This is a genomic window from Marinobacter sp. 1-3A (assembly GCF_016597775.1).
GTDB lineage: Bacteria > Pseudomonadota > Gammaproteobacteria > Pseudomonadales > Oleiphilaceae > Marinobacter > Marinobacter xiaoshiensis.
Window position 1 is genome coordinate 267,962 of sequence record NZ_VCGZ01000005.1, and the last position, 20,922, is coordinate 288,883.

The window sequence follows — 20,922 nt, forward strand, 5'->3', positions numbered from 1 at the left end:
TTGCCGATGCCGCAACAGGCCCAGCTTCAGCAATTCTACATCCCGGAAGAGCAGTCGATTTATCTGCTCAGTCACGACGATGCCAAGAAGCTGAAAAACTGGGTTGAGCTGTGCACAGATCAGCTCAGGCAAATGGGCTACGCGGACATAGCAATGATTGGCAAGGGCGCCTTTGGTTTTGTCTTTGCCGGCCGGTTGCCGCTGGAGGGTGCGCGGGACCTTGAGCATGTATTCAAGTTCACCCGCATCACCCTACCCCAGCACCTGCATGACCGGCTGGAAGACGAAGCCTATATTCTGGAACAGGTGGAGCACCCCCGGGTGCCCGCCCTGGTTGCCTACCACCGCGCTGGCAGCCAACCGATTCTGGTGATGGAGCGCGCACCGGGCTTTAATCTGGAAGAGGTCTCTCTCCGGCAAGGCCGCCTGAGCCCGCGCCTGATCATCCGCATTGCCGATCAATTAGCCGACATTCTGCGCAATCTGCGACGTGAAACCGATAGCGGGAGGCGCCCAATTGTGCACGGAGATATCAAACCGTCCAATCTGGTGTTTGATGCAGAAACCGAGAACATCGCCCTGATCGACTGGGGCTCCTCGGTCTTCGCTCAACTGGATGCTAACCAGCAGTTCCTCAGCCCCAGCGTAATGGAGCTGATGTCCGACAACCTGCAACAAACCAATGCCCGTTTGGGCGATGTGTACTTTATTGGTGAAGAGCAACTCTACGGCGGGCTCTCATCACCACGATTTGATGAACAAGGCGCGGCGGCCACGCTTTATGCTTTGGCCTCCGGGCAGTCTTGCCGCTTCGGCCATCTGGCCATTCCTGCAACATCGCTCGGCTTGCCCATGGAATTTGCCCGCATGCTCGATGGGATGCTGGACCCGGATCCAGCCATGCGCATGCGAGCCGGCGATCATTACCTGAACGAGATGCCGCGTATGGCGCGCACAGTGATGATTGATTTACCGGAACCGCCTCCTACGCCATTGGTGCCCATCTGGACACGTATTTCAGATCGAGAAATCGACACCGTAGTTTACAGCTCCCGAAAGGCTTTCTTGCGCCAAGAGGGTTCGGACCAGTCGCTGAGTGATGTAGACGACGTACAGTTGGATCGCTACTACAAAAATTTCATGCAAGGCATGGGGGACACTGAAAAAGCTTTCCTGGCCGCTGTCAGCCGGTTGGGCCGTTATCCGGTAGAGGGCGGGCTCGCAGTTCGCTGGGAGCCCGACGGCGTTTACGTCGATACTTCCCTGAACCTGCACGACCCTGAGCTACGCACATCCTTTACCACTGCTGTGAACAACATGGTGAACCTGGCTCAGGCTATCTATCGCCAAGGCATCTTCAAAAGCTGTCTGTTCAACGCCCGGGACACTTTGCATATTGAGCGGGAAGAACAAGACCAGCCATTCGTAGCGCCGCCGGAAATGCGGCTACCGTATCAGGTGAGTTCCGCGCCGGAAGTGGAAGATCGCTCACGAATACACTCCTACTTTGAGGATGGCCCAGACCCGGAAGAGTTTCTGGTGCTGCCGGAACCCATTATCAAATCCCTCGAAGCACTCAACAGCATTCGCCATACCGGCATGATTATCTTTGAGGCTCTTCCCCTTCACCTCAAAATCCACAGCCAGTACCGGCTGCTGGATCCGGAGAAGGAAGATGAGTTCCGCCAGAGGCTGGATGAAATTCTGGCAGCTGTAGATCAGATTACCGGGCTGGGCGTATCCGGCTTTATGAAAATGCCCTATAAAGACGCGCGCTTTTTCCCTTATATCGAGCGGTTACCAGAACGTTATTACCCCCGAAATCCAAGGCTGGAAGCTACGGAGGCGAGCTAGCTCCAAGCCACCCATTTATCCGCTTCGCAAACACAGCGGATTGGTTTACGATGCGCCGCCACACACTGTTCCAGCTAATAGCTTCTAATACCATCAGGCCGCCATGTCCTCCAATTACCTGTATACCGATTTATCCATCTATTACGACCTGATGTGTGCGGACATCGACTACCGAATGCAAAGTAACGGCGCCCGCCGACTGCACCAGCTTTTCGGTAACGAGGGCAGCAATCACCTGGACCTGGCCTGCGGAACCGGGCCCCACGTGCGCCACCTTATCGATTTTGGCTATCAAAGCAGTGGCCTGGACATTAACCAGCCCATGCTGGAGCAAGCGAAAACCCGCTGCCCGGAAGCCCGATTTTTATTGGGGGATATGTGCGATTTCCAGGTGGATGAGCCTCTGGATTTGATTACCTGCTTCCTGTACTCCATCCACTACAGCGATGGCATCGGAAATCTCAGGCAGTGCATTGCCAGCGCCCACCGCGCCCTGAAACCGGGCGGCGTATTTTGCTTCAATTCCGTTGATAAAAACAAAATCGACAACACCCTGTCTGAGCGCCATACCGTCACTCAGGGGGATAGCCGGTTCACTTTCAGCTCCGCGTGGCATTACCGTGGTGAAGGCGAGAAACAGGGGCTCAGGCTGAGCATTACCAAAACAACCGATGGCATCACCCAATCCTGGGATGACGAGCACCCCATGGTCGCTACTGGTTTTGAGGAACTGATCGATCTTCTGCAGCCCTTTTTTGATGTGCATGTCCTTGAGCACGATTACGAAAAAATCCTGCCCTGGAACAAAACATCCGGGAACGCGATCTTTGTTTGCGTGAAACCCTAGACTGGCCACTGGATTTTAAAGCCCATCGCTGGTAACTTTCTGCCCAGATTTATCCACAGATAAACATACCTTCAAGGATTGAAGATATGCCTCAGGCAAACGGATTGCAGTTCACCGCGCGTGTTGGTGAACTTCCCTCAGATGTATTTTCTGTCGTCAGCTTTGCACTTACCGAGGGGCTATCGGAGCTTTTTCATGGCCGCCTGATACTGGCAAGCACTGACCCCGATCTTCAGGCGTCGGAAATTCTGGAACAAGCCGTAGACTTGGTGGTTTGGCAAGACGGCATGCCCCTTCGCCGCTTCACCGGTGTGGTGAACGAGTTTGCCCGAGGCGACACCGGCCACCGCCGCACCTGTTACGAACTGATCATCCAGCCACCCCTGTGGCGCTTGGGTTTAATGCACAACAGCCGCATCTTCCAGACCCAAACCACAGACACCATTGTGCGCACCCTGCTGGAAGAGCGGGGCATTGTAGATTCGGTATTTAATCTCAAGCAAGCACCACAGGAACGGGAATACTGTGTACAGCACAGGGAAAGCGACCTGGCCTTTATCGAACGCCTGGCCGCCGAAGAAGGCTGGCACTACCGCTACCAACACGGAAGCGTGGATGGAACAGAACAGCCCGGCCTGATGATTGCTGACCACCACGGCGACGCGCCAAGACTGGAGCCTGTTGAATACAACGGCAAAGCCGGCGGTAGCACCAAACAACCTGCGGTATTCCGCTTCCGCCACGAAGAGCGAGTTCGTGCCGCCTCGGTAGCCACCAAAGACTACACCTTCAAAAACCCGGCCTATGGGCTGATGCATGAAAGCGCAGCTTCCGCTGAGAACCAACGGCAGGATTACCAACACTTCGATTACCCGGGCCGTTTCAAGGCCGACGCCAGCGGCCAGCCCTTTACTGAAGCCAGACTGGACGCCCTCAGAAACGACGCCAACACCGCCAATGGTGAAAGTAACCGCCCGGATTTCACCTGCGGTGCCAAGGTGGAACTCACCAGCCACGACAGCGCGAGACTAAACCGCGACTGGCTGTTGACCGCCGTCACACACACAGGCAAACAGCCCCAGGCGCTGGCAGAGGAAGGCGGCACCGGGCCAACCACCTACCACAACCTGTTCAGCGCCGTTCCCGCCAACAAAACCTGGCGGCCTCTGTGTGCCCACCGCCCACTAATGGACGGCCCACAGATAGCCATAGTTACTGGCCCTGAAGGCGAAGAAATCCACTGCGATGAATACGGCCGCGTAAAGGCACGTTTCCCCTGGGACCGATACTCCGAAAACAACGAGCACAGCAGCGCCTGGCTGCGCGTAAGCCAGGGCTGGGCAGGCGGACAGTATGGGTTCATGGCGCTGCCAAGAATCGGCCACGAAGTGATTGTCTCCTTCCTGGATGGCGACCCGGACCAGCCTATCATCACAGGACGAACACACCACGCCACCAACACATCGCCCTACTCGCTGCCGGAACATAAAACCCGCACCACCCTGAAAACCCAAACCCACAAGGGTGAAGGCAGCAACGAACTGCGGTTTGAAGACGAAGCGGATAAAGAACAGATTTACGTCCACGCACAAAAAGATCTGGACCTGCTCACCGAAAACAACCGCACCGAAGTGATCAAAAAAGACAGCCACCTGACCGTGGAAAATGACCGCTTCAGCCAGGTAAAAGCCAACCACCACTCAACCGTAGACGGCGAACACCGGGAAAAGATTGGTGGTGATTACAGCCTCACCGTTAACGGCAGCCACCACAGCAAACTTGGCAAAGCCCAGCTTGTGGAAGCGGGGAATGAGATTCATCACAAGGCGGGTATGAAGATTGTTATTGAGGCTGGGGCGGAAGTGACGCTTAAAGCCGGTGGCAGCTTTGTGAAGGTTGATCCGAGTGGTGTGACGATTTCTGGGCCGCTGGTAAGGATGAATTCCGGGGGTGGGCCGGGGAGTGGGAGTTCGACTGGGGCGACTAGTCCAGAGCTACCTGCAAAACTCTTGGAACTGGCAACAGAAACTAGTGGTCGGGATGCACTAGCTCTCTCTGAAGAACGTTCGTCAGCGAGTTCTGAAAGCTGGTCTCCAGAAGGGTTGACCACAGTAGTCCCTCCTACCTCCGCTTTTGAAAAGGCAAGTGATAAGGGAGCTCTTATAGTAAGCGGCTGCGCCCTTGACGATGACGGTAGGTGCAAGGTCCACGACCATGGCTGAGCAAAAGGCTACACAGGCCATCCTGGAACTTGCTCCCAGTGTTCCATTTGTGATTCTGGATCTCGCTTACCACCCATCAGTTCTGGCGTGGATCTATGAGGAGATTGAGGCCCGGAGCCCCGGGAGCTGGAGACCGTTACTGTTTGGGACGGCTTTTCAGGAGCGCTGGCAAATGGGTCCTGCCCTAATTGACCTTCGCAGCGTTCCTGGTGCTCAGGACGCTCTGATTAACAAATACAAAGACAGGTTCCCGGGCGTCTTTCTGGCACACCCAACAGGAAACCTGGATGAACTGGCCGTTTGGCTCCAACAATTTTTGCTCATGTCGCAAGGGGCGCAACAGAGCTTGATGCGAATATATGACGGACGGGTATTACGCTCGTTTCTGTCGGTGCTTGACCAGCAACAGTACAAACATTTTGTGCCATCTGAAGCCTGCTGGTATTGGCAGAACGATGCGCAATGGTGGAAGACATCGTCAGATGACGAAATGGTTAAACCAGATAAGCCGAACGCATTCACGTGGCATTTTCGTGACTCGCAAGTTGATGAATTCACCGCTGAACGAAACCGTGCATTTATTGATGCGCTTACAAATAAATACGGGAAGTTCACTCCTTCTGAGAACCCCAGAAATTATGTGGACAATGCAGCGAAGCTTGCAGATGCAATTGGGCTGGATTCCAAAGCTGATATTGAGAAAGTTCTTCGGCTTCTGATTCAGCAAAAGAATCAACCTGATGCCCCCTTCTACTCATCACTAATTAAGAGAGTGGATCTAACCGCTTACCAAAAACTGGACGCCATTGAAAACGGAGCGAGCTGATCATGGATGATGTTCAAGCCCCAAACACTGCAGGTGATACAGCAGAACTGCCAGAACCTGCCTTTGAATGCTCGGAAGAATCGACCAGTTCTGAGGCCAGTGAATGCAGCAGTGCCGCTTATGCTTCGATCATTTACATTACCGGTCAGCGCTGTTTCTGGCTGCTTACCGATAATGCCGTCAACGCTATACAAAAAAGCAGCGCCAGCTTGTCGAAAGTTATCAAGTCGGAACAAGTCTCTAAACGAATAGAGGGCATCAAGGCTGCCGGAATATCAGACCTTTTTGTACCCGCTCACCCTCGAACATTTCTACCCAAAATATTGCAGGATGAATGGCGGGGCTCTGAGCGAGAGATAGAGCGGCTTGAGGCTGAGGCGGCGCAGCTTGTGGGTTCTTTCGAAGACCTTAGTGACGAACACGCGCGCCTGTATGACGAAGTTCACAACGCCCCTGATGTTACACCGTCCACAAAGCAACAATACAGCGATGTGGCAAACGCTCAACACCTGGCGAAACAGAATGTACCAAAGAAACATCGGGAGCTTAGGGCAAGCATATTCAAATGCACGAAACGTATCGAAGAACTCCGGGAAATGGGCTTTTCGGCTGCGGAATCAGTAGGCTTCGTAATTCAGAACGAGACCCTTTATTCACCTCACCAGCAAAAGGTTTCTGAACTTTTACGGGGATACAAAAAGGCAAAAGCTGATTTTCTCCGCCACGAACTGCCGGACGAGGCAAAGTATCATTCATTTATGCGGATGTGCCGTTATCACAAACGAAGTGTTGAATGCCAACTGTCTCCAACTAAAGAGAACCTGGTAGAAATTGAAGAATTCCTGGAGGAATATTACGGGTTCTTTAGTTACGTTGGGCCTTACCTGAAAAAGGCCATTGAATTGGCCTCCAATGGAGTGGCCGTTGCAGAGTATGTGCTCGCGAATCATGGTGACATTCGCTCGGGACTGGAAAAATTGGCCGGGTATCACCAAATGGAGCGCGACTACCAGCAGGTCGAGACGGATCTCGAAAATGCTGTTGTGGACTGGGCCAAGGTTCTTGGCAGAAATGGTCCGATTCCGAACGTCGAGATCGAGCACTACCGCAAGCTTCTTGATAAGCACAGCGCCAGAATGTACCGGTTTCAGAAGCAAACAGAAGCACTTTCGAGAACGATGGAGCCAGCACGGCTGTTCGTCTGGGATCCTGAAGACTTTACGGCAAAACCGTCCAAAGTTCTTATCAAACCAGGTATGCCACTGCGCGAATATACTCAGATAGGCAACGAGAGTGATTTGGACCATTTTTGCCTAAATGACCTACCAGGGGTTGGGAGATATCTGGATGGCAAGCACCCTCTTCCAGACCATGATATCTACAGCCAGGAAACAGCTAAACAGATCGCACTGTCATTGAAAAAAGCTCAGCGGCCCGAACAAGACGAGATCCTGGAAAAGGTTCTGACAGGTCTGGGGTGTGTGAAGCTGAACATGGATCTGGCCTGGTTTAGTGATCACGGAGTATTCCAGCCTAATCTCTTCTACAAGCAGGTTCAATCAGACTATTCGGTTTCAGCGCTGCAGTCAGACGACGAAAAAGAGCAGTGGGGCATCAATTTGCGAAGCGTGTTGTTTGAAAAAGACGCACGAAAGCACCTGATGCTCTTCGATGATAGCTACATGGCTCAGTTTTCCCGTTATGTACTGGGCGGCATCGACCGTGACGTTTCAGAGTACGTTAGAGAGAACGTCAGAGTGACTGCACTCTCCTCGATGTCCGGTCCAGACTCCGGTGCTGAGGGTTCGGCTACCATTGTGAAAAATAATGAATCAAGCGACAAAAAGACACTCAGTTACGGGTTGGCTAACGCCACCATTGGTGGAAAGCTGACCGTAATGCAGGGAGACCTGGATCTCCTGGATGTCAAACTGCCAGAGCCGAGTGAAACCAAGCCATTTAGACTTCCCTATTGGACAGATAAAGGCGAGGGCGAAATGAATATAGGGCGCTTTTACTGTGAGCTGAACGCGAAACTTAGCGGCTATGTTGGCGCCAACGTAATATTGAGCGGGGGGCTCGGAGTCGATCTTGAGAAAGGGAAAGGTCTAACCTTGTCAGGGATCAGTAACGGTATGCCTGAAGGGCAACTGGATGCCTTTGCAGGAGCAAAGGTTAGTGTAACCGCCACAACCAGCCTGTACTGGGACCTGCCGGCCGAGGCGCGAAAGAAAGTTAATTTTATGAGAGCCCACGACCCTGTAGAGAAATGGGCATGTGTTGGAACGCTTAACCTTGGGCTTACTGCAAGCTGGGGGGTAGGATATAGCCGGTCGTTCCAGCTGGGCATGAAGAATGGCAAGCTGATATTTATCAGTGACGCAGGGCTCACGACCGGACTTGGCCTGAAAGGGAAGCTGGCATTTGAGATTGATTTCAAAGCAGTATCCTACTGGATAGCTATGATTCAAAACGAACTCCACAAGAACGATTACCGTCACATCGATTGGGTAGCGCCAGATGCGTTCGGCTTTTTATGCAAGATCAGTTTCCTACAGCTTATCACGGCACTTGATGCGACCTTTTTTGCGGCTCGCCAATATAGTTTTGTGCAAGAAGTGTTCGACTCGATTAATCAGAGCGAAAGAGCCGGATTGGTGGCTTTGAAGATAGCCCAGGCAGCAGAAGAGGCAGCAGAAGCTGAAAAAGTTAAAGATCGTGAAAAGGTCGCGGGCTATCAGCAGTGGTTCCGTGGACTGCAGCCGGAGGCGATTGGACCGCTGTTGCATAATCTCGTTTCGGAGCCTGCCCGGTTTGAAGGAGGTAATGGCAGTAAACCGAAAGCCGCGGAAGAAATGCTGCGAGTACAACAAGCAGCGATCCTCCAATGCCTTGAGTGGATGAGCGACGGAGAAGATACATTGACTGTACCTTATAGAGGAACTGAACCGAATCGTGCACAGCGCCAGTTTGAAGAGTCAGTAACGCGGATGAATGCACATGGTAAAAAGCCGTCAGGGAATCCCATCTTAGTGGCGCGAAATAATGTGGCGAGGTTGGATGAGTTTATGGGCAAGGCGCTATCCGGTATTACGGTCAAACACACGAAGGTTTACCAAAGCTATAGTGCACTGAGGAAAAAACTAAGCTACCACCTCTGGAGTCAATCGTAAATGACCCAACATTCGTTATTTTCCCAAATATCTAGCTGCGTATTGTGCATTCTTTGCACATTTGTTGCTTACGCCAAAGAGGCTGATGATACCGCTGAAAAACTGTTCCGAGAAGGTTTTGTGCTTTACCAACAGCAGTCCAGCGCACGATCGCTTGAGAAATTCAAGTCAGCGGCAGAGCTTGGCCACATTGAGGCGGCCTATTATGCAGGGAACATCATCCGCCAAGATTACACCTACATCACAAAAGAATCTGAGCATTTTTACCGTCAAGCTGCAGAGGGCGGTGATGTATATGCCATGTTACGCCTTGGTCAAAATGATAGTGTTTGCGGAATCTTAAGAGACTGTGCTTATGACCAAGATGCGTGGGTCGACAAAGCGCTAAACACCGCACTTCCCAGGGCTGAGGCTGGCGACAGTGAGGCGATGATGGAACTTTTCTCTGTCTATTGGCAGAGCGGGGAAAAGTCTGAGGCCTTCGCTTGGACTAAGAAAGCAGCTACGCATGGGAATGCTTTTGCACAGTATTGGTTAGCTGTGGGGTTATTGGGTGAGCGAGAGATGGGGTTCTACTGGACTAAAGCTGGCCGCCGCGAAGATATATTACGATGGCTCCGAGCATCGGCGGAGCATGGGTACCCAAAGGCAATGTTAAAATTGGCTCTCGAGCTTCGAACTCTTGGTGAGTACCAGGAAGCCCAGCACTGGGTTGAAGAAATGGGCAAAACGGACTACTACGACGCTATTCTTGAATCCGGTACTGCGATCATGCTTGGACCAAATATTGCGACACTTTATGGCGAGCGATCCGATTATGGCTTTGCAGAAGCGAGGCCCGTGAAAGGTGCAGCCCTTTTGCTAGCACTTCATAGACAAACCAATAAAGACGATCCGCTTGAAATGATCGAGGACTATCAAGCTTACTTAACACCTGAAATGATGGCTGACGCCGAAGCATTATCGAAGGAACTACTGGTCGACACACCCATTCTCCACTACCTCCCCAAGTTCGGAATTTAACACCGTACACTTTCAATCAACCACACAAAACAAGTTTTCAAGGAGGAAAACATGCAAACTTCAAACACTAACTACCCCAAACAAAAGAACCGCCTGATAACCCTGGTTCTCGCTATGTTCCTCGGGATCTTCGGCGTGGACCGCTTCTACCTCGGCAAGTGGAAGTCCGGTATCGCCAAAGGCCTCACGATTGGCGGCCTGGGCATCTGGTGGTTCATCGATGGCGCGATGGTTTTGACTGACGCTTTCTTGCACTCACTCGGAAAAGACACCGGTTTCGTCAAAGATGCGCGCGGCCAGGATCTTCGGCTTGGGCTTTCCATGTATCGCTTAAAAGACGGCCGTATTCAGCGCGACTGGTTCTCCAACTAAGCTGCTATCAGGCTAGCCAAGAAACAGGATTACAAAAAGTAGGGTTTGATTGAGCGCTAGTTAGCCTTATGGCAACAATCGCTGCCCTGAAAAATCACCAAGGATGGATGTACCCCGTGCTTACTCGAAAAAAGCTCACCAGCGTTCTGGATACGTTAAATGAGGTGGGTATGGCAGCCCGAACAAAAGCCGAAATCGATGAGTTAGGCGCGCACCTTGCCGATAATAAAATTGTGCTGCGTTATAGCTTCGGGAAGCAAATAGCGCTTGGTGTTGGTGTGTTCGTATTGACGTATTTCGGCGCTGTGCTTTTTGACAGCTCACTCGTTTTCATCGTCGGTACGGGGGCGGCAATTGCCATTGTATTGGACGCCATTCGACTTCGCGCCAGAGTTGGCATCTTGTGTGGCCAACTGGTAGAGCGCTCTGTACAGCTGGACTATGGACTGGTGCCGGTCGAGCCCGAGCCTATCAGGGCCCGAGCCGCCAAACTGGAAGAGATAGACAAAGACAGCTCAGTCCGGCGTATTTGGCATACGATGCAAGCCCGCTATCAGGGAACAGACGTTGGGTTTTCATACATCACATGCCACTTCGAGCGTGCCGACATCGCGAAAAACACCTCTCAACCGTCACAGCAAATGGCACTCTCTGCTGACATTCAGTTCTTTCCTTTCAGGATTAGGCCGAAACTACGGGCCAAGAAAAAGGATAGCATCGTCCCGCGTAGCGGAATCCTGGCTGAGTTCCCCTACGCCTCTGGTTTACGGATATCGTCCACGGGTCGTAGCAGTCTCTACCCAAAAGAATATGAGCCTGCTTCATACGACTTTCGAAGATTATTTTCGTGCAACGGTAACAACGATGCCGGCCTTGCGCGCTTTCTGAATCCAGCGACCGTAGATGCCATATTAAGAGCATCGCGGGCTGTTGAAGGTCTGGTTGTAGAGGTAAGCAAGGACAACCTGCTTTACCTTTCCACTTCAAGCGGAAACGTTACTGACATCGAATTGCCGGACTACGGCAATGAACGCCTGGATCCTGCAAAAACTTCTGAGGCGTTGCAAAGACTTCTGCAAATGGAAAGACCAATGCAGCGCTTGGATGCCCTGCTAAAGCTAGCTCATGAACTTGTAAAATATCACGACTCAAATTTCGTAGTGAATGAAGATATCTCGTCTTCAGTGTCGGCCTAGAGGGAGTAGATAAATGGAACTTTTGTTGTTGGTTTTAGCCGGGATGGTTGTATTGGCGGTGCCCGTTTACAACGGCATTGTTAATCGAAAAAATGCGGTTCAAAGCGCCTGGGCAAGCGTGCTCGTTCAAGAGCGTCAGAAAATGAAGATACTGCCCGCACTAGAGAAAGCAGTGAGTGAATACTCTGAGTTTGAAAAGGGACTGCTCACACAAATCACTCAACTCAGAGAGCATTTAAACGGACTGGAGGAGGAGGCCCCAAACACCGAGCGCCTCAACCAATCTGAAGCGCTTACCAACGAAATCATGAAGTCTGTCAACTTGACTGTTGAAGCCTATCCGGATCTGAAATCGGAAGGTCTGGTCAGGAACATGATGCAGGAAATCAGCGAACAACAGGAGCAAATTGGCGCGGCGCTGAGATTGTTCAATAGCAATGTCCAGGTTTTCAACAGTTACATTCAAAACTTCCCGAACAACCTTGTGAACTCGATACTGAATAAGGAACCACCCGTGCGGGTGTTTACGGATTCCAAAGCCTCAAGCAACTTCGAGTATCGGCCCAATCTTTAAAGACATAATGAGGGCCGTCAGCACTACGCAGCCCCCTCGAGGCTGGCGGGCTGAACGTCACTCGTGCTTTTAAACAACTGCAGTCGCTACATTAAAGGATAGATAGAGCGTGATTGATAGCGCAAAGAAACTCCTCGATGCGGTTACCGACAAGCTTGGTGACCCATCAAAAACGCGACTTTTGAAAGGGGGCTTCAATAGCGGCTCTTACCCATCTTTGCCAGGCCTGCTCGAAACCCAAAATGAGGTCTTTTTGTCGTTACGGACTGCAAGTTCAGATAGTAAAGGCATGCTGACAGGCATGGGCTTTTTCTTGGGCAGCATCTTCATGTTAACTTTTTTATTGCTCCTCTTGTCCGGAGACGTCTCCACCAGCCGCTGGTGGATTTTGTTTATGGCAGTTGTGTCAATCACCGCACCGATTATTTGGGAAACAAGACGCCCTGCCATGTTACCGATTATTTTTAACCGTCGTACTCAGGAAATTTATTATGACCTGAAGGGCCAACTCTACCATGCAATATGGGATGACATTGAGGCGGTGGCCTATGAATATATGATGGTGAACCCGAATTCGGGAGCGATCCCGCACGGTAGCCTGGAAATCATTCTTCAAAAATTTGGTGAGCCAAAAACCCGCATTGCGCTAAATCTCTCAGGCATGCCCGCAGGCAAGCGCTTACCAACATTGGTTTCCATGTGGGAATACCTTAGACGCTATATGATAAATGGGCCCTGGTTTGATGAAGCAGGTAGGCAAACCGCCAAAAAAAGCGAATTCGTTGAGAAGACCCTGAAAGCTGGTCAGGAATCCTTTCTTGATCAGGTACGATCAGAGCGACTGTATCTGGCTCACGAACGTCAAGAAGGTAATGGCATATCGGGAACAGCTGTTTTCTTGTGGCTGGGCTCTTTTGTCTTGCTTCCTATGGCATATGGGATGGAGTGTATTCAGCGCATAGATAGAAGAAAGAGCAGGAGTGAGTGGCCCGACGTTGTTCGTCAACGATTGGAACGGGATGGGCCAAGAACGCGCTTGACCGATATAGAGGAAAGTTATTTAGCACAGAAGGAAAAAGAGGAACAGCAGAAACAGCGAGACCTGGAGGAGCTTCATGAACGAATGCGCAGAGTTCTGCCCAAGTAGCGTTAACTGATCGGCTGTAGAGTCAATCTTTAAAACTAGCTGCTTTTCATCGCAATTCGGTCTCCACCAACCCATAAGCTTACAATTGTGTGCAATATGAACATAAAATCCGCAACCGACCGCTCACTTCTGTGGACAGCAATAAAAGACAATCTTGATATCTTCTTTTTGATGCTGGGCATAGGCCTGATTTGTGCAGTTGTGGGGGGAGGTGTTTTCTACCTGGGCTTTGGCCAATGGGGCGCGATGGTGTTCGGAGGTTTCTTTGCCCTGATAGGTGGATTCTTTTCCGTATACTCGTTCATTGCTACCTACTCGAGCATCAGCTATTACTACGAACAAGCCTTGCTGCGCAAACATGACGTAGAAGTGGATGGTGTACTGACTCAGAAATCAGTGGACTGTCAGTTATATCAAGATTACGACCATAACAGACGGCCACTTGGCGAGGGGTACAACCTGTGCACAACGTACGCGAGCGCCGCTTGGCAAATATGCTCAAGGGGCGCGAGCCACAAACGCCCTCTCTCGTTCCGGAGGGAGCGGAAATCAGCCAGCTGATGTAAATGCTTTACCTAACCCGCCAACTTGGGCAAAAACGAAGTATCCACCCAATATCTCTTCAAATTCCCCTCATCCACCAACACAGGAACTTTCTCCTGGCTAACGTGGTCGGTCGGATCAAACCACAGATTATCGCTACGAAAAACATGAAGCTCGCGGGTCTGCGGGTGCTGCCACTGGCATACGATCCTGAAGGGGTTGCGGCCGTTTACGGTCAGGCTGGTGTTTTGCTCCACCCCTTGAAACGAGGCGTGAATTTCAACGCCATTTTGCTGAAGGTAGGCTTTTGAGCGGCCTTTCATCACGCCAAAAGCGATCATCCCACCACCAATCAACCCGAACACTGCGCCCATGCCACCAATTATTAACGGTGCACCCCAAAGAGAGAAGAAGCCGTCGATCATGGCGCCTTCAGGATTAGCAGGCTCATAAAACACGGTTACCTGTTCGCCCCGGGTGTATGAAGGCGGGTTAGAACCCGAGTTGGATTGGAACTCAATGTCGCGACCACCGGCGGCTCTGAATTGAACAACAGGGAAATAACTGGTGGAGTCACTGGAACGCGAACGTATCAGCTCAACGACGGTGCCCTGTGCAGTTTCGGAACGTTCCAAAAATGAGGTGGTGTTGTTGTACAAAGCAAAGGCACCGACCAGCATGGCGGCACCAACAATGGCAAAAACGTATTTGATTACATTCAGAGTCTTCAACGAAATCTTCCTTTTTAAGCGTTGAGTTTTGGTGTGCAGCGCCCCTACCTTGGGGCGCTCAAACTGCGCGCAGAATTATACCCTCAAATTACTGCAAAATCCTGTACGGTAGCCGCTCACATCCTGATAAGCGGCGAGTCGTCATCACTGCCCAGCCTGCGCACTTCACGCAGCAGTTCATCCCCATCCGCCAGCCCCAACTGCAACACGTTACGGAAGCTCTGGGTGATGCGCACAGAGTAGCCTAGATCGTGCATGAGCGAGCTAGCTTGCAGGTTGTTGAGCTGGCCTTTACGCACATCCGTGAAAATTCGGTGGCGGAAGCCAGCATCAAACTTTGCCGCTTCGCTGTCCACCCAATCCAGCCGGTTGCGCCAAACTTCATCAGGAACCTCCAGCCTGCTGATTTCACGCACCTGCCTTAACACCCACAGCAGATGCCGGCGCAGCTCCATGTAGTGTTCGTGAGCAAGTGAGCGTTCGTCGCGCAGATATCGGCCAAGGTTTTTCTGCAGGGCTTTTGCATCCTTAACTGCATCCACCAGTTGCAGCGCTGTCATCTGGCAGGTCATCCAGAATTGCTGGTGCTCCTCTTCTTTCGTGGTGTCCAGCCGGCTCATAAAGCCCAGCAGATCGGAATAGACAACTTTGATATGGCGCCGATAAAGGTCCTCCGTATCCAGCCCCTCAGACTCATCCGGCCTCGCATTCAAGCGCGCCTCATCCACTTCACGGGAGATCAATTGCTCTACAGGCTGATACAGCGCATGGCAGATGACCTCAAGGCTAAGCCGCCCAAGGTGCTGCAATTCCTGGACTACCGCCCGGGAGGCCGTATCAACAGAGGCCAGCGCGGCTTCGTTCAGGTAGCGTGCATGGCTTTCAGGCAGTTCCCGCTGTTCCACAGGGTTGCGCGGGCCAGTGGTAGCATCGGTAATCAAAACTGCTGGCTCTGCCTTGTCAGGCAATACTCTGCGCAACCCGCGCTCCAGCTGTTTTTGCCAAGGCCAGAACAGCAGCACACCAATTACGTTGAACAGGGTCTGAAACATGGCCAGTTGCAAGAGCGTATTTTCTCCAGCGCCAAACACGGCCATCAGCATTTGGGATAGCCAGGTGAGTGGCGACAAAAGCAGGAAGGTAACCACACCCGTGAGGATGTTGAACAAGGCATGCACCAAGGCAAGCCGCTGGCCACTGCGGTTGCCCCCCAACCACCCCACAATGGCCGTGGTTACGCTACTACCAATGTTGCCACCGATTGCGATAGCAATGCCCTGCCACAGCTCGATCTGCCCCCCGGCCAAAGCAGCCAGAACCAACATCAAGGTGGCGTGGCTCGACTGCAGAACCGCTGTTAGCAGCAGGCCAATCGCAACAAAACTAAGCTGAACCAAAAAGCTGCTGTCCACGGAGCCGGCAAAATCAATGGCACCGCCAAACTCGCTGAACCCGTTTTTGATCTGGTCGATTCCCAGAAAGATAAAGGCAATGCCCAACACAATGCGGCCAAATGCCTTGCCTTTTGGGGAGCTGAAGCCGGCGAGTACACCAAACACCAACAACGGCAATGCCAGAGGGCTCAGGCTGAAATTCTGCCCCGCCGCGGCCAGCAGCCAGATGCCTCCGCTGGTTCCCAGATTAATACCCAGAAGAATGGAGATACCGCCCGCCAGATGGATCAGCCCGGTACTTATGAACGCAATGGTCAAGAGGGACATCAAGGTGGTAGATTGCAGAATCATCGTGCCGCCCACACCGAACATCAATCCTTTGAAGGGTGTAGCCGTACTGCGCTCCAATAACTGCTCCAACCGGCCACCGGCGAGTTCTTTCAAGCCTTCTTCAAGGCATTGCATGCCAAACAGAAACAGCGCCAAACCTGCACAAAGTTGCAGCCAGCCGGAGCTGTACCAGAAACTGGTCGACAATATCACCAGCGCAAGTGTTGGCAGCACAAACGATTTCATTCTAGTCATCTACACTAAATCCGGAAGTTGGCATCAGCGCGGTAGCATTCTGATTACGATAGCAGATAAGTAGCAAATCCAACTCTCTGAGTTCACGCTAGACTGGTAGGTATAAACATCCGAAGCCCGCGAGAGATTCTTTGAAAAAACTGCTCCTGATTTTTGCAATGGCTCTGCTTATGGCAGGGATTTTTACCGCTTTCGCCAAGCCTGTGCCCATTGAGCATAAGCTGATTAACCTTCATGCCGCAGACGTACTCGGCGACTTTCCCGGCATTGATCAGGAAACTGTTGAGATTCAGGCAATACTGCTGGATATGTCCGATGACCCTCTCCTGCTTTTAAAGGCTCAGGCTGCCTTCATGCGCTACCCTGAGATGGCTCGGAACCTGTTTCCGCTTTACGCTGAAGAGCCGGGGTTCAGGGATATTCTGCGCCGGTATGGTGAAGATGTTCTCCCCCCTATTCAGCACTTTGTAAGCCAGCCCATCAGCACCATTGAATGGATCAATAAAGCATCTCGTCAGTACCAGGCTGCCAAACGCTACTTTGCCGGCACTCCGGCACCAACAGAGTTACCGGAGCCCGACACCCAAGCATCCAACGAGCGCAAAGATCTCACGCCGGAAGAACGAGGCTGGTATGCCGTCAACTTTATTGAAAGTGAAGGCCACGATTTTCTTGGCCAGTTTATTGTCGATAACCAAGGCAAGACTCAATGGATAGGCACCGAAAGGGTGCTTGAAGGGCTGAATCAGTTTTTTGCCAGCGGCATTCGTGATCTGGAGCGAAACTACCGCTCTGGAACTGAGATCACAGCCAGCGACGTTGGGTGGGCTTCGGTGGACATGCTGATCTTTGCCAGTGCAGTCAAAGTGCTCCAGGCTGGCCGTGTTGCAGCCGTCACCACAAAGAGTGCAAGCCGGGGCACTCGCTCCGCCGCTTTGGCCGCACGGGTTACCCGCAGCGGGAAAATGGTGCTAAACAGCGCCCGGTATGCCAAATGGCCCCTGGCTGTCGGTGCGGGCTACCTCGTTATTACCCACCCCAGTCTGATAAATGACCTATTGGCAGGTGTGGCGGATGTACTCGGGTACCCGGTATTGGCCGTTCAGTTCGCCGGTTGGTTGCTGCTACTGATCCCTGCGCTCTATATCGGCAGCTGGCTGCTATGGTTGCTGGCGCCAGTGCTGATGGTGCTGTTCCGTGCCTTGAGCCTTTTGGTGGCTGCGCTGAGCGGCAGGCGGCATCGCCAATCCGGATACGGTAAGCTATAAGGCAACTTTCAAGCCTTAGCCCCCGGAACCACTGACAATGGCACTCCCCTACTTCCTTGGCTGCCCTCAGTGGCAACACACCGCCTGGAACAGTCTGCTGCCGCCAGATACGAGCCCGCTGCGCCGTTACAGCCAAGTATTTAACTGTGTTGAGGGCAATACAACCTTTTACGCGACACCCAGTCAGGAACAATGCCAGCAATGGCGTTTTCAGGTGCCAGACGACTTTCGCTTTCTGCTCAAATTTCCCCGCGCCATCACCCACGACCGGCTGTTATCCGGCGTAGACGCAGACATGCGAGACTTCCTGAATATTATTGCGCCACTGGAAGATGTGCTCGGCCCTTTTCTACTGCAACTTCCAGCCGCCTTTGGCCCAATGCACCTGAATAATCTCTGGCAATTTATTGATGCACTCCCTACCCCGTTAAGGTGCGCCGTAGAAGTGAGGCATAGTGCGTTTTTCAGCAAGGGCGAGGCCGAAAAAGCACTAAACCGGGGCCTTCGTGAGCGCAACATCGCGCGGGTGTGTATGGATACCCGGGCACTATTTTCAGCGGTGCCGGATAACGACATCACAATTGAAGCCCAACGCAAGAAACCCCAAGTGCCTGTGCACCTGCTTCCCGGCGATGCAGCACCGGTCATTCGCTACATCGGTCACCCGAGCCTGGAAGCCAACCGCCGTTTTCTGGCGCCCTGGGTTGAGCGCGTAGCCACATGGATTGCGGATAATCGGCGCCCATGGTTTTTCCTGCACATGCCGGATATTGGCGACGCGCTTGCCCTCACCGAACTATGGACAGAGCTTTTAAGCGAGCGTGTGGACGGATTAGAAGCCGTCCGGTTCAATGAAAAACAGCCCCAGATGGGGCTGTTTTAGAACTGCGCAGTTTGCGAGGCGGCTACCTGGGCGCTCTGGCAAGCCGGAACAACAGCTCCGGCGAGAGCCGCTTGACCCAGAGGGCCGCCATTTCCTTGCCTTTACCTACCGCGATCTCACGTTTTTTGCTGTTCAAGCCCTTAACCACCACCTCAGCACAGTCGGTCACATCCATACCATTGATGATATCTTCATCTTCCATATCTGAGGTTTTGCCATCACCGTCCAGCGCACTGCGGGCAATGTCCGTTCGGATAAAGCCAGGCACGATTGTGGAAATATGAATGCCCTGGCCTTCTACTTCTGTCCGTAAAGAGTCGAAGAAGCCCATAACTGCATGCTTGGCGGCACAATAGCCAGTGCGCAGAGGTGCACCAACCTTGCCAGCCACACTGGCTGTTACAGCAATGTGGCCGGCACCACGCGCAAGCATGTGAGGCAACACCGCCTTGGTAAGAGCAATCTGCCCCAACACGTCCACGTCCAGCAACTGGCGGTATACCGACATATCTGTATCCACACACAGCGAACGCTGGGATACACCGGCATTGTTGATCAACAGGTCAATTTGGCCAAACTGGTCGAGCACTGTTTGTACCGCACCTGGCAAGGCATCCCAATCTGTGACATCCAGAGGTAGAACCAGAACCTGATCTGCGCTCAAGCCTTTATTACGGCAACGTTCCGCCACTCGCGCCAACTCACTTTCACGACGAGCAGAAAGCACAAGGTTGGCACCCTCCTGTGCAAATCGGGCAGCCAGCGCCTCGCCAATGCCTGAGGATGCGCCGGTAATCCAGATAGTTCTGTCAGACATTGCTGTTTACTCCGAAATGGTTGATAAAAAAACCTGTTCGCCATGATTACATAATTCACAAGTCTATTTAAAATCTCCGCCTACACGAACACTCTCGGCGAGAGTTGCTGATGTAAACATTCGGTGCCAAGCTTTCAGCACGAGTCAGAAACTCACACAGATAAGGATAATGACATGGGAAGTTCGAAACTCGTTGGTATCGTTTTGCTCGTAGTAGGCATCGCGCTGCTGTTTTTTGGTTATCAATCAACCCAATCTGTTGGCGACCAGATAAGTGAAACGCTTACCGGGCGTTTTACTGACGACACCATGTGGTATCTCATCGGTGGTGCTGCGCTGATCGCCGCCGGTGGATTTCTTTCATTCTTTAAAAAATAGTTATTGAGGACAGTTATGACCATTCACCTGGAACTCGCCCCGCTCATCAGTTTAGGGGCAGGCATTGGCGTTCTGGTATTTCCCCGTTTGCTCAACTATATCGTTGCAGGCTATCTGATTACTCTTGGCGTTCTTGGGCTTTTGGGGCACTCGCTATAACATATCGTTTTCCTCAATATGGCTCGAACCTACGCGCCCTGTAGGAAATGTCTCACAAGCCAATGAGCCAATCTCCCGTGGCCCACAAATACCTCCTCGCTACAATAGGCAGTGTCAGGGATGACAAGCCAGCAAGGAACGTTGGCACAGGGAATGAGTACTCCACGGAGTTGGAGCGCCCAAATGGATTTGGGACGATCAAAGGGATATTGAACGGTCAAAAGGATTTGGAACTGCCCAAAGGATAGGGGCTTTCAAGGACGACCAGGGATGAAGCGCTCAGGAAGAGTGCAGCCTGAAGGAACAGGCGGGGGTCAGCCACGGTACAGAGGATTACATGGAATGTAGTCCTTGTCCGTGCACTGCACTTTTAAAGCAATTTATCCCAACTTTCTTCGCACTTTAATCTTTCCCCGTAATAAGCCAGAACACCTGCTTTTGCTGCATTGCACCCTGACTCACATTCATAACAACACTCGTTATTCTCAGGAGTCATTTGCATGAAGCACACCTCTTTTTTCGCCACACTCGTACTGTTGTTCAGCCTGGCAACCGGATTTGCCTATGCAGACCAGCCAACTATTAACATCAATAGCGCAGACGCAGCAACTCTCGCCAGCCTCGACGGTATTGGCGCAAGCAAGGCCGAAGCCATAGTTGCGTATCGTGACACCAACGGCCCGTTCCAAACACCAGAGGAACTGTCCAAGGTTAAAGGCATTGGCGCACGCACTGTTGAAAAGAACGCTGAGCGGTTAACTGTAAAGTAAGCTCCGCGCTATAGCGTTCCAGACGGCGGCCTTCAGCCGCCGTTTGTTCACCCCCCGCTCTCCCCTCAATATCTGCTTACACAAAAGTCGTCTGGCAAGGGCCCGGCCACCACTCTATGATTGCTGGATAACAACAACGCTAACCAGCTCGAGTGGCACG

At 52.2% G+C, this 20,922-nt stretch carries 19 protein-coding genes; 16 read left to right on the forward strand and 3 right to left on the reverse strand.

Features of this window, described 5'->3' with window-relative positions:
* The first annotated feature begins 6 nt into the window (after positions 1 to 6).
* From FE848_RS10280 to FE848_RS10330, 11 genes are all read left to right on the forward strand, one after another.
* Positions 7 to 1,854 (forward strand): protein kinase domain-containing protein, encoded by a 1,848-nt coding sequence (locus FE848_RS10280; RefSeq protein WP_200202790.1) that lies wholly within the window; start codon positions 7 to 9, stop codon positions 1,852 to 1,854.
* A gap of 103 nt (positions 1,855 to 1,957) precedes the next feature.
* Entirely contained in the window at positions 1,958 to 2,701 is a 744-nt protein-coding gene (locus FE848_RS10285) for a class I SAM-dependent DNA methyltransferase (protein WP_200202708.1), read from the forward strand.
* 86 nt (positions 2,702 to 2,787) lie between these two features.
* Positions 2,788 to 4,923: a type VI secretion system Vgr family protein gene (locus FE848_RS10290; protein WP_200202709.1), complete on the forward strand. Its 2,136-nt coding sequence runs from the start codon at positions 2,788 to 2,790 to the stop codon at positions 4,921 to 4,923.
* Complete coding sequence (locus tag FE848_RS10295) at positions 4,916 to 5,749, forward strand: DUF4123 domain-containing protein (protein WP_200202710.1); 834 nt, start codon at positions 4,916 to 4,918, stop codon at positions 5,747 to 5,749. Before FE848_RS10290 ends, FE848_RS10295 begins: the two co-directional genes overlap by 8 nt.
* 2 nt (positions 5,750 to 5,751) lie before the next feature.
* Positions 5,752 to 8,922, forward strand: coding sequence for a hypothetical protein (locus tag FE848_RS10300; protein ID WP_200202711.1), 3,171 nt, complete (start codon positions 5,752 to 5,754; stop codon positions 8,920 to 8,922).
* Entirely contained in the window at positions 8,923 to 9,945 is a 1,023-nt protein-coding gene (locus FE848_RS10305; RefSeq protein ID WP_200202712.1) for a tetratricopeptide repeat protein, read from the forward strand. It abuts the gene before it with no gap.
* Positions 9,946 to 9,996: 51 nt separating this feature from the next.
* Complete coding sequence (locus FE848_RS10310) at positions 9,997 to 10,317, forward strand: TM2 domain-containing protein (protein WP_200202713.1); 321 nt, start codon at positions 9,997 to 9,999, stop codon at positions 10,315 to 10,317.
* Between the two features lie 68 nt (positions 10,318 to 10,385).
* Positions 10,386 to 11,513: a hypothetical protein gene (locus tag FE848_RS10315; RefSeq protein WP_200202714.1), complete on the forward strand. Its 1,128-nt coding sequence runs from the start codon at positions 10,386 to 10,388 to the stop codon at positions 11,511 to 11,513.
* A 13-nt stretch (positions 11,514 to 11,526) separates the two neighbouring features.
* Positions 11,527 to 12,087, forward strand: coding sequence for a LemA family protein (locus FE848_RS10320; RefSeq protein WP_200202715.1), 561 nt, complete (start codon positions 11,527 to 11,529; stop codon positions 12,085 to 12,087).
* 109 nt (positions 12,088 to 12,196) lie between these two features.
* Positions 12,197 to 13,234, forward strand: coding sequence for a DUF6708 domain-containing protein (locus tag FE848_RS10325; protein ID WP_200202716.1), 1,038 nt, complete (start codon positions 12,197 to 12,199; stop codon positions 13,232 to 13,234).
* 96 nt (positions 13,235 to 13,330) lie between these two features.
* The gene (locus FE848_RS10330) at positions 13,331 to 13,795 is read left to right on the forward strand and encodes a hypothetical protein (protein ID WP_227715277.1); all 465 of its coding nucleotides are present in this window, start codon (positions 13,331 to 13,333) and stop codon (positions 13,793 to 13,795) included.
* A gap of 14 nt (positions 13,796 to 13,809) precedes the next feature.
* Here FE848_RS10330 and FE848_RS10335 read toward each other — a convergent pair whose 3' ends face one another.
* Together FE848_RS10335 and FE848_RS10340 are read right to left on the reverse strand one after the other, a co-directional pair.
* Complete coding sequence (locus FE848_RS10335; protein WP_200202717.1) at positions 13,810 to 14,508, reverse strand: DUF3592 domain-containing protein; 699 nt, start codon at positions 14,506 to 14,508, stop codon at positions 13,810 to 13,812.
* A 116-nt stretch (positions 14,509 to 14,624) separates the two neighbouring features.
* Positions 14,625 to 16,478, reverse strand: a complete 1,854-nt coding sequence (locus FE848_RS10340) for a Na/Pi cotransporter family protein (protein ID WP_227715292.1) — start codon at positions 16,476 to 16,478, stop codon at positions 14,625 to 14,627.
* Between the two features lie 140 nt (positions 16,479 to 16,618).
* Here FE848_RS10340 and FE848_RS10345 point away from each other — a divergent pair, with 140 nt between their 5' ends.
* Both FE848_RS10345 and FE848_RS10350 read left to right on the forward strand, forming a co-directional pair.
* Complete coding sequence (locus FE848_RS10345; protein ID WP_200202719.1) at positions 16,619 to 17,755, forward strand: hypothetical protein; 1,137 nt, start codon at positions 16,619 to 16,621, stop codon at positions 17,753 to 17,755.
* Between the two features lie 37 nt (positions 17,756 to 17,792).
* Positions 17,793 to 18,638 (forward strand): DUF72 domain-containing protein, encoded by an 846-nt coding sequence (locus tag FE848_RS10350; protein WP_200202720.1) that lies wholly within the window; start codon positions 17,793 to 17,795, stop codon positions 18,636 to 18,638.
* Positions 18,639 to 18,660: 22 nt separating this feature from the next.
* Here the strand turns inward: FE848_RS10350 and FE848_RS10355 are convergent, their stop codons facing one another.
* The gene (locus FE848_RS10355) at positions 18,661 to 19,455 is read right to left on the reverse strand and encodes an SDR family oxidoreductase (RefSeq protein ID WP_200202721.1); all 795 of its coding nucleotides are present in this window, start codon (positions 19,453 to 19,455) and stop codon (positions 18,661 to 18,663) included.
* 174 nt (positions 19,456 to 19,629) lie between these two features.
* Between FE848_RS10355 and FE848_RS10360 the strand changes: the two genes are divergently transcribed.
* The 3 genes from FE848_RS10360 (at position 19,630) to FE848_RS10370 (ending at position 20,762) form a co-directional block, all read left to right on the forward strand.
* Positions 19,630 to 19,833: a DUF3185 family protein gene (locus FE848_RS10360; RefSeq protein WP_200202722.1), complete on the forward strand. Its 204-nt coding sequence runs from the start codon at positions 19,630 to 19,632 to the stop codon at positions 19,831 to 19,833.
* Positions 19,834 to 19,848: 15 nt separating this feature from the next.
* On the forward strand, positions 19,849 to 19,992 hold the full coding sequence (locus tag FE848_RS10365; protein ID WP_100638438.1) for a DUF3096 domain-containing protein: 144 nt from the start codon (positions 19,849 to 19,851) through the stop codon (positions 19,990 to 19,992).
* Positions 19,993 to 20,492: 500 nt separating this feature from the next.
* Positions 20,493 to 20,762, forward strand: a complete 270-nt coding sequence (locus FE848_RS10370) for a ComEA family DNA-binding protein (protein ID WP_200202723.1) — start codon at positions 20,493 to 20,495, stop codon at positions 20,760 to 20,762.
* Positions 20,763 to 20,922 lie beyond the last annotated feature (160 nt).

Excerpts from the sequence above, each read along its gene's own strand:
- FE848_RS10340 (WP_227715292.1), bottom strand. The coding sequence starts at position 16,478 with ATGAAATCGTTTGTGCTGCCAACACTTGCGCTGGTGATATTGTCGACC.
- FE848_RS10300 (WP_200202711.1), top strand. The coding sequence starts at position 5,752 with ATGGATGATGTTCAAGCCCCAAACACTGCAGGTGATACAGCAGAACTG.
- FE848_RS10310 (WP_200202713.1), top strand. The coding sequence starts at position 9,997 with ATGCAAACTTCAAACACTAACTACCCCAAACAAAAGAACCGCCTGATA.
- FE848_RS10285 (WP_200202708.1), top strand. The coding sequence starts at position 1,958 with ATGTCCTCCAATTACCTGTATACCGATTTATCCATCTATTACGACCTG.
- FE848_RS10305 (WP_200202712.1), top strand. The coding sequence starts at position 8,923 with ATGACCCAACATTCGTTATTTTCCCAAATATCTAGCTGCGTATTGTGC.
- FE848_RS10350 (WP_200202720.1), top strand. The coding sequence starts at position 17,793 with ATGGCACTCCCCTACTTCCTTGGCTGCCCTCAGTGGCAACACACCGCC.
- FE848_RS10370 (WP_200202723.1), top strand. The coding sequence starts at position 20,493 with ATGAAGCACACCTCTTTTTTCGCCACACTCGTACTGTTGTTCAGCCTG.
- FE848_RS10330 (WP_227715277.1), top strand. The coding sequence starts at position 13,331 with ATGAACATAAAATCCGCAACCGACCGCTCACTTCTGTGGACAGCAATA.
- FE848_RS10290 (WP_200202709.1), top strand. The coding sequence starts at position 2,788 with ATGCCTCAGGCAAACGGATTGCAGTTCACCGCGCGTGTTGGTGAACTT.
- FE848_RS10280 (WP_200202790.1), top strand. The coding sequence starts at position 7 with ATGCCGCAACAGGCCCAGCTTCAGCAATTCTACATCCCGGAAGAGCAG.
- FE848_RS10355 (WP_200202721.1), bottom strand. The coding sequence starts at position 19,455 with ATGTCTGACAGAACTATCTGGATTACCGGCGCATCCTCAGGCATTGGC.
- FE848_RS10320 (WP_200202715.1), top strand. The coding sequence starts at position 11,527 with ATGGAACTTTTGTTGTTGGTTTTAGCCGGGATGGTTGTATTGGCGGTG.
- FE848_RS10295 (WP_200202710.1), top strand. The coding sequence starts at position 4,916 with ATGGCTGAGCAAAAGGCTACACAGGCCATCCTGGAACTTGCTCCCAGT.
- FE848_RS10360 (WP_200202722.1), top strand. The coding sequence starts at position 19,630 with ATGGGAAGTTCGAAACTCGTTGGTATCGTTTTGCTCGTAGTAGGCATC.
- FE848_RS10315 (WP_200202714.1), top strand. The coding sequence starts at position 10,386 with ATGGCAACAATCGCTGCCCTGAAAAATCACCAAGGATGGATGTACCCC.
- FE848_RS10365 (WP_100638438.1), top strand. The coding sequence starts at position 19,849 with ATGACCATTCACCTGGAACTCGCCCCGCTCATCAGTTTAGGGGCAGGC.